The 15,054-nt window shown below is 61.0% G+C and carries 13 protein-coding genes; 1 reads left to right on the top strand and 12 read right to left on the bottom strand.

Annotated elements, in window-relative coordinates; all coding sequences use genetic code 11:
• The first annotated feature begins 109 nt into the window (after window positions 1–109).
• The gene (gene gyrB, locus AB4Y85_RS08445) at window positions 110–2,536 is read left to right on the top strand and encodes a DNA topoisomerase (ATP-hydrolyzing) subunit B (RefSeq protein ID WP_441984435.1); all 2,427 of its coding nucleotides are present in this window, start codon (window positions 110–112) and stop codon (window positions 2,534–2,536) included.
• 121 nt (window positions 2,537–2,657) lie between these two features.
• On the opposite strand, the gene AB4Y85_RS08450 is transcribed toward gyrB, so the two are convergent.
• The 12 genes from AB4Y85_RS08450 to AB4Y85_RS08505 all read right to left on the bottom strand — a co-directional run bounded on the left by AB4Y85_RS08450 (window position 2,658) and on the right by AB4Y85_RS08505 (window position 15,043).
• Window positions 2,658–3,461, bottom strand: coding sequence for an ABC transporter ATP-binding protein (locus AB4Y85_RS08450; RefSeq protein WP_441984436.1), 804 nt, complete (start codon window positions 3,459–3,461; stop codon window positions 2,658–2,660).
• Between the two features lie 79 nt (window positions 3,462–3,540).
• Window positions 3,541–4,623, bottom strand: coding sequence for an ABC transporter substrate-binding protein (locus AB4Y85_RS08455; protein WP_441984437.1), 1,083 nt, complete (start codon window positions 4,621–4,623; stop codon window positions 3,541–3,543).
• Between the two features lie 27 nt (window positions 4,624–4,650).
• Window positions 4,651–5,502 carry an ABC transporter permease gene (locus tag AB4Y85_RS08460; RefSeq protein ID WP_441984438.1) on the bottom strand — a complete coding sequence of 284 codons (852 nt, stop codon included), beginning with the start codon at window positions 5,500–5,502 and terminating at the stop codon, window positions 4,651–4,653.
• Complete coding sequence (locus AB4Y85_RS08465; RefSeq protein WP_441984439.1) at window positions 5,499–6,323, bottom strand: enoyl-CoA hydratase/isomerase family protein; 825 nt, start codon at window positions 6,321–6,323, stop codon at window positions 5,499–5,501. Before AB4Y85_RS08465 ends, AB4Y85_RS08460 begins: the two co-directional genes overlap by 4 nt.
• Window positions 6,324–6,326: 3 nt before the next feature.
• Window positions 6,327–8,468: an acetate--CoA ligase family protein gene (locus AB4Y85_RS08470; protein ID WP_441984440.1), complete on the bottom strand. Its 2,142-nt coding sequence runs from the start codon at window positions 8,466–8,468 to the stop codon at window positions 6,327–6,329.
• 72 nt (window positions 8,469–8,540) lie between these two features.
• Window positions 8,541–9,578, bottom strand: coding sequence for an adenosine deaminase (locus AB4Y85_RS08475; RefSeq protein ID WP_441984441.1), 1,038 nt, complete (start codon window positions 9,576–9,578; stop codon window positions 8,541–8,543).
• Window positions 9,579–9,588: 10 nt separating this feature from the next.
• A complete protein-coding gene (locus AB4Y85_RS08480) occupies window positions 9,589–10,641 on the bottom strand; it encodes an FAS1-like dehydratase domain-containing protein (RefSeq protein ID WP_441984442.1) in 1,053 nt (350 codons plus the stop codon).
• A 210-nt stretch (window positions 10,642–10,851) separates the two neighbouring features.
• Window positions 10,852–11,964 carry a LysR family transcriptional regulator gene (locus AB4Y85_RS08485; RefSeq protein ID WP_441984443.1) on the bottom strand — a complete coding sequence of 371 codons (1,113 nt, stop codon included), beginning with the start codon at window positions 11,962–11,964 and terminating at the stop codon, window positions 10,852–10,854.
• Window positions 11,889–13,268, bottom strand: a complete 1,380-nt coding sequence (locus AB4Y85_RS08490) for an FAD-containing oxidoreductase (RefSeq protein WP_441984444.1) — start codon at window positions 13,266–13,268, stop codon at window positions 11,889–11,891. Before AB4Y85_RS08490 ends, AB4Y85_RS08485 begins: the two co-directional genes overlap by 76 nt.
• A complete protein-coding gene (locus AB4Y85_RS08495; RefSeq protein WP_441984445.1) occupies window positions 13,265–13,729 on the bottom strand; it encodes a DUF4126 domain-containing protein in 465 nt (154 codons plus the stop codon). The genes AB4Y85_RS08490 and AB4Y85_RS08495 overlap by 4 nt, the downstream gene beginning before the upstream one ends.
• 124 nt (window positions 13,730–13,853) lie before the next feature.
• Window positions 13,854–14,624: a VOC family protein gene (locus AB4Y85_RS08500; protein WP_441984446.1), complete on the bottom strand. Its 771-nt coding sequence runs from the start codon at window positions 14,622–14,624 to the stop codon at window positions 13,854–13,856.
• A 56-nt stretch (window positions 14,625–14,680) separates the two neighbouring features.
• Window positions 14,681–15,043 carry a DUF1428 domain-containing protein gene (locus AB4Y85_RS08505; protein WP_441984447.1) on the bottom strand — a complete coding sequence of 121 codons (363 nt, stop codon included), beginning with the start codon at window positions 15,041–15,043 and terminating at the stop codon, window positions 14,681–14,683.
• Window positions 15,044–15,054 lie beyond the last annotated feature (11 nt).

The following is a 15,054-nucleotide window of genomic DNA, read 5'->3' on the forward strand; positions in this document are numbered from 1 at the left end:
GCGTATGCGCGTGGGGGTGAAATTTCAACGATTCGTCACTAAATATCTGATCTGACGAATCAATCACCGAGTGCGCACCCGTTTCCTGCCGCGCTCCGAAGGATCCTAAATGGCCGACCCTGCTATCAATGTGAGTGCTGATGCCTATGGCGCGGAATCCATCAAGGTTCTCAAGGGCCTTGATGCGGTGCGCAAGCGGCCGGGCATGTATATCGGCGATACCGACGACGGCTCGGGCCTCCACCACATGGTCTACGAGGTCGTGGACAACGCCATCGACGAAGCCCTCGCCGGCCACGCCACCGAAGTCACCGTGACACTCAACGCGGACGGCTCGGTGACCGTCACCGACAACGGCCGCGGCATCCCCACCGACATCCATCAGGGCGAGGGCATCTCGGCGGCCGAGGTCATCATGACTCAGCTGCACGCGGGCGGTAAGTTCGACCAGAATTCCTACAAGGTCTCCGGCGGCCTGCACGGCGTCGGCGTATCGGTGGTGAATGCGCTCTCCAGCTGGCTCAAGCTGCGCATCTACCGCAATGGCAAGGCGCACGAGATCGAATTCCGTCATGGCAACGCGGTTGCGCCTTTGGCCGTCGTCGGCGACGCCGAGGGAAAGCGCGGCACGGAAGTCACCTTCCTGGCCTCGACGGAAACCTTCACCATGGTGGAGTACGACTACAGCACCCTCGAACACCGCCTGCGCGAGCTGGCGTTCCTGAATTCGGGTGTGCGCATCATTCTCACGGACAAGCGCCATGCGGAGCACAAGCGCGAGGAGCTGATGTACCAGGGCGGCGTGGAAGCCTTCGTGCGCTATCTCGACCGCGCCAAGTCCCCGCTGATCCAGCAGCCGATCCTCATCAATTCCGAGAAGGACGGCATCGGCGTGGAAGTGGCGTTGTGGTGGAACGACTCGTACCACGAGAACGTGCTCTGCTTCACCAACAACATCCCGCAGCGCGATGGCGGCACCCACCTCGCGGGCTTCCGCGCGGCGCTCACGCGCCAGGTGAACGGCTATGCGGAATCCTCCGGCCTCACGAAGAAGGAAAAGGTCTCGCTCACCGGCGACGATTGCCGCGAGGGCCTGACCGCCGTCGTGTCCGTAAAAGTGCCGGATCCGAAGTTCTCCTCGCAGACGAAGGACAAGCTCGTCTCGTCCGAAGTCCGTCCCGCCGTCGAGAACGTCATGAACGAGGCGCTCAACAACTGGCTCGAAGAGCATCCGCAGGAAGCCCGCACCCTCATCGGCAAGGTGGTGGAAGCCGCCGCCGCCCGCGAGGCTGCCCGTAAAGCCCGCGAGCTCACCCGCCGTAAAGGCGCGCTCGACATCGCCTCGCTGCCGGGCAAGCTCGCCGACTGCCAGGAGCGCGATCCATCCAAGTGCGAATTGCTGCTCGTCGAGGGCGACTCCGCCGGCGGTTCCGCCAAGCAGGGCCGCAACCGCGCCTTCCAGGCCGTGCTGCCGCTGCGCGGCAAGATCCTCAACGTCGAGCGCGCGCGCTTTGACAAGATGCTGTCGAGCCAGGAAATCGGCACGCTGATCACCGCGCTCGGCACCGGCATCGGCCGCGAGGAGTTCAACCTCGACAAGCTGCGCTACCACCGCATCATTATCATGACGGACGCGGACGTGGACGGCTCGCACATTCGTACGCTGCTGCTCACGTTCTTCTTCCGGCAGATGCCGGAGCTGATCGACCGCGGGTATCTCTATATCGCGCAGCCGCCGCTCTATAAAGCGACCCGCGGCAAGTCCTCGATCTACCTCAAGGATGAACGCGCGCTGGAAGATTACCTGATCGGCGAGGGCATCGAGAATGCCGCGCTGCGTCTCGAAACCGGCGTGGAATTCCAGGGCGATCAGCTGAGAGGCCTGATCGATGAGGCACGCCTCGTGCGCCAGGTGCTGAACAGCCTGCACACGCGCTATAACCGCAAGGCTGTGGAGCAGGCCGCGACTGCAGGGGCGCTGCGTCCCGACGTGGTCGAAGACCCGGAGCGCGGCCCCGCGGCGGCGATCTATATCGCCCAGCGTCTCGATGCGATCTCGGAAGAGCTCGAGCGCGGCTGGACCGGCGAGGTTAGCGAGGGCGGCTACGTCTTCTCGCGCACCGTGCGCGGCGTGAAACAGACCGCGACGCTCGATCAGGCGCTCATCGCGAGCCAGGAAGCGAAGAAGCTCGACGAGCGCGCAAAATCCCTGCAGGATGTCTATGCGAAACCGGCAAAGCTCGTTCGCAAGAACGACGAGATGCAGATCGACGGTCCGCTCTCGCTCTTCAACGCCGTACTGGCCGCCGGCCGCAAGGGCCTGCAGCTCCAGCGCTACAAGGGCCTCGGCGAAATGACCGCGCAGCAGCTCTGGGAAACGACGCTCGACGCCGATGTGCGCTCGCTTCTGCAGGTCAAGGTGAAGGACACAACCGATGCCGACGACCTGTTCGTGAAGCTCATGGGGGACGTGGTAGAACCTCGCCGCGAATTCATCCAGGAGAACGCGCTCTCGGTGGCGAATCTCGACGTGTAGTCGATCCTGCACGCGCAAGGATCTTGATCATCTCAGGCCTCACAGCTTCCGCTGTGGGGCCTTTTTCATGAAGACGCTTCCTCTCCTGTCAGTAACGGATGAACGAAGGAATCCGACGTCCTTACGCAGCTGCTTGTGTGGACGCGTGCGAACCATGCGCTTCATCGAAGACCGAGCGTATCTCCGCAACGACTTCGGCAAATTCCGCCGTACCAAGAAGCTCCGAGCGCCGGGGGCGTTCGAACGGGATGTCCACGATCTTCGAAATCCGCCCCGGCCGCGCACTCATCACGACCACGCGATCGCTGAGGAAGACCGACTCGGGGATACCGTGGGTCACGAAAAGAACCGTCTTGCGGTTGGCTTGCCAGATGCGCTGCAATTCGATGTTCATGTTCTCGCGCGTCATGGCGTCGAGAGCCGCGAAAGGCTCATCCATCAGGAGCAGCTTGGGATCGTGGATCAAGCCGCGGGCCAAGGCCACGCGCTGCTGCATTCCACCGGAGAGTTCGGCCGGCAGGCGATTCTCGAAACCTTTGAGGCCGACCATCTGGATGAGTTCGTGAGCGCGCTCGACATAGTCGCCAACTCGCCGACCTTGGACATCGACCGGCAGGAGCACGTTCTTGAGGACGGACAGCCAGGGAAGCAGCAGGGGCTGCTGGAAAACAACGCCGAAATCAGGACGTGGCCGCGTGACCTCGCTGCCGCCGACCATGACCTTCCCCCAACTCGGGGCCAAGAGGCCGGCGACCATGCGCAGCAATGTCGTCTTGCCGCAGCCGCTCGGGCCGAGAAGCGATACGAACTCGCCGGGCTGGACATCGAAGCGCACGGTCTGCAGCGCGGTGAGCGTCTTCCCTTCGCGCGTCATGAAGGTTCGCCCAACGTCGTGGAAGGAGATCCCATGGGACATCTGCGTCATCGTCGGCTCCGATCTGCTGGTCGCGAAGTTGGATCATTCGATGGCCTGACAGGATGGGACCCGTCAGGCCATGTCTTGTTCAGTTGGCTGCCTTGGCTGCGTCGGCGATCGCTTTGGGATCGAAAGCGACGTAATCCTTGGCGAAGGAATTATTGAAGAAGATCGTCGGATCGGCCGGCGTCTTGATCTGACCGGCATCGACCAGATACTTCTGGATCCGCTCATACACGGCGGCATCCTGACTGCCCCAGGCGAAGTCGTCGGGGAATTGGTCCGCCGCCATGTCCTGAATCTGCGCCGTCAGGATTGCGAGGTCACGCTCCATCGCTTTCGGATCGTTCAGATCCTTCGGTGCGCGATCCGGCGCGTATTTCCAGAACGCGCGCACGGCTGCCTCGGGATTGTTCTTCAAGAACACGGTTGCCCTTGCGGTCGCTCGTCCCAAACCCTTGATGACATCCGGGTTCTTGTTGATGTAGTCCTCGGTCGCGAAGAGGTTATAGCTGTACTGGTTCAACTCATCTTTGGTCTGAGGAAGCTTGCGGACGTTGTAACCGGCAACCGTCATACGGGCGACGCCGCCGGTGAAGCTGACCGAGAAATCCACAACCCCATTTTTAAGCGCCTCGAAGCCGGGCGTGCCGTAGCCGGTCGCGACCAGCTGGACATCCTTGTCGCTCATCCCCTCCTGCAGCAGCCGCGATTTGAGATAGGTCATGCTGCCCGATCCGAGATCGCCGACGCCGGCCTTCTTGCCCTTGAGATCCGCAATCGTCTTGATGGGAGAATCGACGCGCGTGATGAGCACGTTCGTTCCCCGGCGGCTGATGGCGTAGAACGAGATGAGAGGGATCTTTGAATTGGCGCGCTGGATCATGACCGGATCCGGCTGAGCCACGCCGACATCGGCTCGACCCGTCAGGAGAATCTGCGCCGTCGCGGCGGAGGATTGTCCCGGCACGATGCTGACATCGAGCCCTTCATTTTCGAAGTAGCCAAGCGCCTTTGCGAGTGTCGCAAAAGGATAGCCGACATTCAGGTCGGCGGTCGCGATGGCGTAAGTGACCTTTTTCAGATCCTTGGCCGATGCACTGACGCTGCCCCCTGCCAGCAAAGACGCGCCAACGAAGGCGACTGCAACTTTTTGAACGAAACTACGCATGTCGGTTCCCCTTTTATCGAGCTTTCACTAAGTGCTGCCTTCTTTCGCCCGTCCCCAGAATACGACCCGGTTCCCGATGTACTTCACGATGGCGTGGAGGATGAATCCGGTGAGCGATAACAGGATGAGCGCCGCGAATTGCCCAGCCATGTCGAGGCTGGTGTTGAAGGTGAGAATTCGGTAGCCAAGCCCGCCGACGGCGCCGAGAAACTCGGAGACGACAGCCGCGATGATGGCCAGCACGATGGCAAGCTCAAGCCCCGCGAAGAGCGGCGGCATGGCGCTGGGAAGCTTGACCCGAAGGAAGATACGCCAGCGCTTTCCGCAATAGGCCTTGAGCATGTCGAGCTGGTCGGGATCCGTCCGCTCCAAGCCTGAAAGCGTATTGATCAGGACCGGAAAGAATACGGTCGATATGACGAGAGCGACCTTTGACTCGATGCCGAAGCCGAACCAGATCAGGAACATGGGCGCCAGCGCCGTCTTCGGCACGGCCTGAAAGGCAATCACGTAGGGGTAGAGGATCGTTCGGACGGGCCGAAATTCGGAGATCAGCAGCGCTAGCAGGAAACCGACGGTGCTGCCGCCGAAGAATCCGATCAGCACCTCCTTCATCGTATAGCCCAGGTCGGAGATGAAGGTGCCATCCCCAATATTGAGATAAAGCGCCTCCCAGACGGCGGCGGGCGATGGAAAGACGGCGGGGGAGACCTCGAACTCCGATACATACCATTGCCAGAACCATATCAGTAGGATCGCGCTGATGAGCCAGGCGATGAAGCGTTGCCCGTCGTCTTTCATCCGCCCCATCTGGAGCCGCCCGATGCGGCTCGGCAATGGCGAGAGGAGCGGCTGCGGTTCGGAGCGAGCTTCATTCATTTGAACGCTCCCACATCTGCAAAGCGGCTCTTCTGCCACCGGAGAGCCGCCGAGACTCCGTCCCTCTTCGAAATTCGAGTGAACTCGTTTTCACCGCTCGTGCTAAGGCCAAGCGCCGAGCTCTGCTCATTCCCGGTGATGACGGCACCAATCCCCATCTGCTCGTACCAGCGGCGCGTGCTGGCCTTGTTGCGAACCAGCGTTCCCTCCGGAAGGAGGCACATGTGCCGGACGACCTGATCCACACGCCGGTCGAGATCGTCACCGGCCGTGATCTCATTGAGCATGCCGAGATGAAGCGCCTCGGGAGCGTAGACGTTGCGTCCCGTCAGCTGCAGCTCGCTCAGCTTCTTGATCCCGATGATCCATTGCAGCACCGGGAACATGTTGCCGCCGCCCCCGAACTTGATCTCGGCATCACCAAAGAACGCGTCTTCACTCGCATATGTCAGGTCGCTGGCCATGGCGAGGGCCATGCCGCCGCCGAGGCAGGCGCCGCGCACCTTAGCGACCACCGGCTGAGGCAGGGACCAGATGCGGCGCAGGGTCTGGAAGGCGAGGAAGAAGTGATATTTCCAATAGGCCGGTGTACGCTCAGGCATGTCCGGCCCCTCACCCACATCGTAGCCTGCGGAGAACGCGCGGCCCTCGCCGGTCAGCACCACAACCTTGATCGCAGGCGTATCCGCAATGCGATTTAGGGCGTCGAACAGTTCGAGGTTGATCTGATCGGTCAGTGCATTGAGCTTATGAGGGCGCCTGAGTGTCAACGTGGCGACATCTTCAGCGACATCGAAGCTGATCTGCGTATATTCTTTCATCGCTCAGGCCCCCTTCAGGATAAGACGCGCATCCGCGATGCAGCCGCCGGGTTTGTCTCGCGTGATGATGACGGGATTCAAATCGAGTACGTCGAGCGCGTCGCCGAGCGCGAGTGCGTAATCGCCCACTTGTGCGACCAGCGATGCAAGCGCATCGATATCGGCCACGGGTCCCCCGCGAAAGCCATCGAGGAAGCGATGCGAGCCGCTTGCCTTGATGGCTCTCATCACATCCGCTTTGGTAAAAGGCGTCACGAGCGGGGCCGTCTGGCCCAGAACTTCGAGCATGCGTCCGCCCATGCCGAGAACGACGACAGTTCCGAATGTCACGTCACGCTTGGCCCCGACATAGAACTCGACGCCGTCGTTCAACTGCTCGGCGACGAAAATGCCCTCGTTCGGTTCGCTTCCGATCGGCGGAGACACACATTCGATCAGGCGGGAGAAGGTCTCGCCCGCGTTCTCGGGAGTGACGTTCAGCGCCACGCCGCCGATATCGCTCTTGTGAACGACTCGCGAGGTGTCGATCTTCATGACGGCCTTGCCGCCGACCTCGCGCACCAGGGCTTCGGCCTCTGATGCGGTTCGCGCAATGCCGTTGCGGGTCACAGGCAATCCGTTGGCGGCGAGAATCGAGAACAAGTCCCCTTGAGAAACCAAACCGTTCTGCCAGGCTGTAGGACGAGCGGCCTGGCCCAACACGCTGATCTGTTGCGGATCCTGCTGGCGGTCGCGCAGATAGGCGGAGTAACGGGCGAGATGGGCGATAGCCTTCAGTCCCTCGCGTGCACCTCGCAGAGCCGGGACACCCGCCGCCGAAATCTCGGCCATGATCTCGTCGTCATACCGGGTCGATTGGCAGGTCATGACGGCAGTTGGAACATCGGCCTCGTAGGATTCCTTTGCCGCCGCCCCCATGATTTCGCGATTGAGCGACAGCTGACTGTTTTCACCCTCGCGATGGAATCCCTGCACGACCAGAACCATATCGATTGAAGGGTCGGCCGCGACGGCGCGAATGGCGCCCCGCATGCGATCTTCATAGGTTCCCGAGAAGTTGAACCCGGTGCCCGCATCGACCGGGTTGCGCGGCAGCACGTCGGCGGGAAGAGCAAGCCATTCCTGGAGGGCGGCAAGCGTCCACTCCGAGAGCTGAGGCATGTCGATGCCCATCGTCTCGCAAAGATCCGTGACGTTTCCGAGTTCACCACCGGACGTGCCGAGCATCCCGATACGGGTTGCCGCCAGATCCGGCTTCACCTTCATGAGCAATTCGACCGTCTGAGCCAGTTCATCGAAATCTTCGACAAGGATGATGCCTGCCTGCTCGAAAGCCTGGCGATAGATGGCGCCGGACCCTGCAAGCGCGCCGGTATGACCGCGGGAAACTTCTCCGCCCTTCTCCGTCAACCCAGCCTTGAGCACCACAATGGGCTTGCCGGCCCGATGGGCGCGGGCAGCAAGATCGAACAGAGCGTATGGTCGCCGCAACTCCTCGATGAAACATACGATGAGCTTGGTCTCAGAATCATCGATGGCCTGAGCGATCAGGTCTTCCGTCGTCGTCACCGCTTCGTTGCCGGTGCTGGCCGCAAACGAAATGCCATGCTCGCTTGCGATATGCATCAGAATGCCCGCAACGGAGCCGCTTTGGCTGATCAGGGCGATAGGACCCTTCTTCAAGCTCGCCGAGATCCGGAAGCTCGACAATGAGACGCCATTAGTCAGATTGACCAGACCGAGGCAGTTCGGCCCGAGCGCAGCGATCCCAGCCTCTGCACAGGCGCGCTGCAATTCCTGCTCGCGCTGGACGCCCGCTTCTCCGCGTTCGGCAAACCCGCCGGAATGGATCATGAGCCCCTTGGCTCCGCAGGCAATCGCCTCATGCACGGCCGGAAGGACCTTCTCGTCCGGCAGGTTGATGATGACGAGCTCAGGCGAAACGGGAAGCGAGGACAGATCCTTCCAGCATTTGCGATCCAGGATCGTGTCCCGCGTCGGATTGATGAGGAATATCTCGCCGGAATATCCGAGGTCGCGATTGGTATCGAGAAACCGCGTCGTGAAGCTGACGCTGCTGATGCGGCCGCTGGCGCCGACGAGAGCGATGGAAGCGGGATTGGAGAAAGCCTTCCAACCTTCCATGCTAAGGCCGTTCTTTGTGCGATGATCGAAAGGCGCGTTCACAAGGTTCTCCTGGCTTATCTGATGTCGGGCTTACACCGCCAAATGCGCGTCAGCCGGTTCTGCAAGCGCCATGTCGATGGCGGCGAGGTGTTTCAGCTTTTCGGATTGCGGCAGAAAAGAACCGATGAAGCTGTTGCGTGCGAGCTGAACGATCTCGGCGTCCGTGAGTCCCAGCGTCTTTCGGCACTCGTCGTATTCCGTATTGACGTAGCCTCCGAAATACGGCGGATCGTCTGAGTTCACAGTGACCAGCAAGCCTGCCCGCAGCAAACGCGCGACATTGTGCTTCGCCAGTGTCGGAAACACTTTCAGGCACACGTTGGACAAGGGGCACACCGTCAGCGGGATCTGCTCTTCCGCAAGGCGGGCCATCAGGTTCGAATCCTCTTCGCAGCGGACGCCGTGGTCGATGCGGTCGACTTTCAGGATGTCGAGAGCCTCCCAAATGTATTCCGGCGGCCCCTCTTCACCGGCATGGGCCGTCGTTTTCCAGCCCATGTCGCGCGCTTCATCGAACATGCGCTCGAAGAGGCGTGGCGGGTGGCCGACCTCCATGCTTGCGAGGCCGAGCGCCATGATCCGGTCGCGATAGGGCTTGACCGTCTGGAGCATCGCCAGCCCCTCCTCGCCGCCCCAATTGCGCTGGCATCCGATGATCACGCCGCCGGTCATGCCGAAATCGACCTTGGCAAGTTCCACCGCATCCAGGACCGCTTCCAGGGCTTCGATTGCGTCGACACCGCGTTTCGACGCCCCCTGCGGCGCGAACGCCACTTCCGCATGCATGACCTCGTCCTGCCTGACGCGGCGCATGTAGGCATAGGTCATGTCATGAAAGTCGCGCCCCGTGCGCAGGACCTGCGAATTGCTGCGGTATACGGCGCCGAAACCGGCGAGATTGTCGAACTCGTAAGTGGCGCGCAGGGTCTCGATGGTCTTGTGGGGAAAGTCGATCCCGTTCCTCTCCGCGAATGCGAGCACCATCTCCGGCTCGATGGAGCCCTCGATATGCAGGTGCAGTTCGGCCTTGGGCAACCGCGCGATCAACGCCTCTTCGGACAGGGTCATTCACTCTCTCCTATCGCGCCGGCGCCGGGCCTGATCGGCTCTCGAGCTCGATCTCGGCCGTGCCGCTGTTCGTGCGGAAACCGAGTTCGCTGTTGCACCAGATATCGAGTTCGACGAGGCAGCGGCCCTCAAGCATGTATTTCCGCTTCACGCGGGCGCCGCAGATGATCTTGTAGCCGACCAGCACCCATTCTTCGTTGCGCTGGGAGATCCTGGTGATCCAGCTATTGGGGCCGCCCCAACGGCTCAGCATGGCTCCGAACCATTGAACGCGCAGGACACCCGGCGCGAAGGCATCCGGAATATGCCCGGTCCGACCGATCCGGTCATAGCCGGTGCCGATGGTCGCGGCATTGAAACGGCCGATATCGAACGCCATCAACGGACCAAGCTCCCACGACGGAAGCTCGTCGCCTTCGTTCACATCCTCGAAGAAGCGCGGCTCGTCGTAACGCCTGACGGGCGTGGGCTGGGTTCCGGGAAGAAGCGGCGGCGTGGGAACATTGCGCGTGAACTGTCCCTTCGGCAGCGGAGGATAGGCTTGGCCGACTCCGCCGTTGGAGGCGACGTCGGAACCGCTGAACCTGAAGCTGTAGGAGTTGAGCTTTGCAACAATCTCGCCGCGCTGGTTCGTGAAGCGCATGCCTTCCTTGACCAGCACGCAATCGCCGAGCTTGCGCGACTTCTTGATCGTGGCATCCTCGATCTTGCCGTAGGACAGGATCGTGTCGCCGGGGCGGACAGGCTTGTAGAATTCCCATTCTTCAGTTGCATTGTCGGCATTGCTGAGTTCTTTGCCCGAAGCATCCAGGATCCCTGGGAATTTGCTCAGCCATGCGGGCGAGCCATGTGCGTAGAGATATCCGGGCGGTGCGATGATGCTGCGCCAGCGCGTGCCCGCCGCGTAATCATCTTCGAGGTAGAGCGCATTGATGTCAGGCACTGCATAGGCGAAGTGGCGAATGCCGTCACGCGTGACGCCGTAGTTGTATTGCTCTGGCTGTGGCACGTCCTTGCCGACGAACGCCATGAATTCCGAAATGTCGAGAGATGTGTCCTGCATGAGGCAACAGTTCTCCATGCGCGACCCAGCCATGCCGGACGCGTTCAGCCTGCGAAAATTGGAAGACTCCCAGTGGGCCGCGACCAACGCTCTCTATCGGAGCTTGAAGCGGTGACGGCCTAATTTTTGTTCCCGTTTATTATGATTGCAGGATAGACCGCGAAATTTCCCAATGACAAATATTATTTTTCGGAAGGCGTGCTCTATAAATTAGATCGCTCTTTCTGTCATATCATCCATCGCTTTCACGATCACGCCGGCCAGCCGCAAAGCGGCGGATGATGGATGTGCCGAAGTAACAAGCGACAGAGAAGAGGGTTCTACCTGACTGTCGGACAGCGGAACAAAGGCGAGCTGTCGGCTTCTGATTTCCGAGAGGATCTCGGCGCGGGTCAAGAGAGCAACGCCTATTCGTCTGAAGACCATGGCCTTCATGAAAGCGAAGTTGTTGCACGCCGCAACCGGATTGAGAGTTACTCCGCACGATGCCAGAGCGGACTCGATGCTGTTGCGGATGAGCAGACCTTCCTCAGGCAGGATTAAAGGCAGATCGCGGCATTCCGACAACTCGATGCTCGTCCGATGCGTCAACGGATGATCCGGCAGCATCGCCAGGCCCGGCGTCAACGAAACCGAATGTTCGACGCGCATGACCCGATAGGAGGTCGACATGAAGGTCAAGCCGACATCGGCATTTCCGTTGAGCACCATTTCCCGCACGCCGCCACCGCCGACTACGTGGGTGGAAATCATCACGTGAGGATAGTCGGCATGAAAGTCGGCGAGAATGCCTGCCAGGAGATCACCGGCAATCGCCTCCGCCACAGCAAGTGTGATCCTGCCGCTGGCGAGACCCTGAATGTTCTTGATCTCGGACTGGACGTTCTCGAATTCGCGCTTCCAGCGCTTGAGATTGTAGATCAGGTGCTCGCCCGCCGGCGTAAGCCGTAGGCCCTGCGGCAACCGATCGAAGAGCGGCGTGCCGAGTTCCTCCTCGGCCATGATGATCTGCCGGTTGATCGCGGACGGCGCGATGTTCAACCATTCTGCTGCGCTGCGGAGTGAACCGCGGCGCGCAACCTCTTCGATATATCGCCCAAATCTAGAAAAGACAGGCATGCATGGCTCCGGTGTGTCAGGCCGATCCGGGACATGCACTATGGCACATGCCTGATGCTCCTGGGCAAGTGGTGTCGTGACCGCAGAGGAGGCAAGCTGCGAATAAAATTTGGCGTTGTGAAAGAATCTTAATCGACCGGCTTCAAGTCTCCCAGGACTGTCGGGATCAGTTCCGAGACCGTCGGATGGATTGGGACGGCCCATTGCAGAGTCGCGTAATCTGCTCCGGCATTCATCATGTCCAGGATGCCGTGAATGGCCTCGTCGCCACTTGTTCCCAGAATAGTGGCGCCGAGAATAAGCTTCGTCTCGGCATCGGCAATGATTTTGATGAAGCCCTTGGTCTCGTCCTTTTCGATCGCGCGGCCCACCCGCGTCATGGGCCGTTTCGAGACCAAAATTTTGCGACCGGATTTGTGTGCTTCCGTCTCCGACAGGCCGACACGACCGAGTGGCGGATCGACATAAAGAGCATAGCCGGAAATCCGTTCGCTCACGCGCCGGGACGCACCGTCGAGCAGATTGGCCGCAACGATCTCGTAATCGTTGTAGGCGGTGTGGGTGAAAGCACCTCGACCATTGCAATCACCCAAGGCCCAGATACCCGGCACATTCGTCGCAAGCGTATCATCGACGCCGATCGTGCCGCGCGCATCAACGGCAATGCCGGCCTTGTCGAGGCCGAGATCATCCGTATTGGGGCGCCGTCCCACGGCAAGCAGAACATGCGATCCCACGACGACCGGATCACCCGAGGCGCAATCCACATCGACGGCCACGCCATCCGCATGCGGCTTGAACCCGATGCAGGTGGCGTTGGTGCGAACAGCAATTCCTTCGTCGGTGAGAATATCGCGGATGGCTTCCGACACATCCTCATCCTCGCGGGCGACGAGACGCGGGCCTTTCTCGACCACGGTGACCTCAGCGCCGAAGCGGCGATACATCTGCGCGAATTCAAGCCCGATATAGCTTCCGCCGACCACGACCAGATGGCGCGGGAGCGTGTCGAGCTTCAGGATCGAGGTGTTCGTGAGATAATCCACCGTGCCGACACCGGGCATATCCGGAATGCTAGCGCGCCCGCCGACATTGATGAAGATCCGCGGCGCTTTCAGAAGCGTGTCGCCGACACGAATGGTATCAGGCCCTTCGAAACGTGCATGGCCTTCAACGACGGTGAGACCACTCATGTTGCGCAGCCATGTTTCGACATTCGTGCGAGCCTTGGTCGAGACATTGTCGGCACGGGCTTTGACCCGTTTCATATCGACCCTGATGGGGTTGTCGATCAGAACGCCGTAATCCGCGCCTCTGCGAGCAAGATGAGCGGCATAGGCGCTCGCAACCAGCGTCTTGGTCGGCATGCATCCGGTGTTGACGCAGGTCCCGCCGAAGAGCTTGCGCTCGATCAGGGCAGTTTTCATGCCCGCCGCCGTCAGGCGGCCGGCCAAAGGCGGCCCCGCCTGTCCGGCACCGATGATGATGGCATCGAAGGTCTGGGTCATGACACAGCTCCCACAATCAGGACCGCCCCAATAAGCGCGATGGCATCCTCGATCAAGGCGGCGGGAAAATCCTTGCCGAGGGCTGCCGCCAGACGCGCCCTGCCGGCCGCTCCGCCAAGCGTGCCGATGATGCCGCCAACGGCGCCGGCCACCAGCCCTCCGATGAACAAGCCGCCCTGCACCGTGATGGCCGCGCCACACAGCGTACCGACGATAATTCGGGTTGCGAAGGGGAGCAGAAGCTTACGGCTCGGCGTTGTGGGAAGCTTGTCGCCGATCAGTTCCCCGATGGCGAGAACCGTCATGATCCAGGGCGTGACGCGGTACCCCAGAAACGCGAGCCAGGTATCGCCGAGATTGAGGATGCCAAGATAGGCCGCCCAGCTGACGGCGGCAGGCGCCGTCATAGCGCGCAGTCCGGCGACCGCTCCGATCAGAAGCGCCAAGAGGTAAAGGGTCATCCCGCCATCTCCATGAGTCCTGCTCAGGTTGAGCATATGGAGCGCGCTTCTCAATCCTCCACGGAAAAGGGCACCCTTGATGAGGACGCCCTTCATGAAATGACGGCTTGCGCTGCCAATAACCTCAGCGACGCAGAGAAGTGAGCGCGAACATCGCGCCTTGCGGATCCATACCGTGCGCGATCCAGGCGCCGCCCGGAACCTCTTCGGGGCCGAACAGGATCCGGCCTCCATTGGCGGTCACGCGCGAGACCGCGGCATCGAGCTCGGGTACGTTGATGTAATAGAGCCAGAACGGCGCGGGCACGTGTTCCGGCTTGGTCATCATGCCGCCAATGGTATCGTTGCCCGCTGCGAACAGCTGGTAGATCCCCATGGGACCCATATCCATGGTCTCTGCCTTCGTCCATCCGAACTGGCCGGCATAGAAATCGAAGGCGCTCGCTCCATCAGCTGCATAAAGCTCGCGCCAACCGATATGGCCTGGCGCTCCCATGGGAGCCGGTGGGGCGTCCGTACCATGAGGCTGAAAGAGCACGAAGACCGCCCCCTGCGGATCGGCGACGACGGAGAAGCGGCCGACATTGGGAATGTCGTCGGGCTGCCGGTGAATGGCGCCACCTGCTTCCTTGAGCCTGAGCGTGGCCGCATCCACGTCGCCGACGCCGACATATCCGACCCATCCCGGGCCGCCGCCGAGATCGCACACTTCGGGAGGCACCGTCATCACGCCCGCAACGCTTCGGTCACCCGCATTCATGATTGTGTAGCGCATTTCGGGGTGGCCGGAATCCTGCGACGTCCACCCGATGACGGCGCGGTAGAAAGCCTCGGCGGCTTCCCCATCCGTCGTCACGAGTTCGTACCAGACAAAGGGATTGGGAGAGTTCGACATTGTCATGATCTTTCGGATTGCGAGCGAGGAAGCTGTTGCGGGCTCGATGCTCAGGCTCAGCCCTGCTTCTCGTTGGTGTCGATAAGGGGCGTGAAGCCGCCCCAGAACATGCGCTTGGTGTCGAACGGCATGTCGGTCATGCTCAGCCTGGGATCTGTCATGATCTTCTGGTTAGCCTCGTCGCGCACTGCCTTCGAGGGCCAGACGATCCAGGAGAACACCACGTTCTCGCCAGCCTCGGCCTTCACTGCTTTTTTGAAATCGGTGACTTCGCCATCCGGAATGTCGTCGCCCCAGCATTCGACGATATGCAGCGCACCGAATTCCTTGAAGACCGGCGCGGCGATGGCCGCAACCTTGCGATAGGCCTCCCGGTTCTCGTTCGGCACGGCGATCACGAAACCATCGACATAGCTCATCGTCATTTCCT

The organism is Microvirga sp. 2YAF29, assembly GCF_052114605.1.
Taxonomy (GTDB): domain Bacteria; phylum Pseudomonadota; class Alphaproteobacteria; order Rhizobiales; family Beijerinckiaceae; genus Microvirga.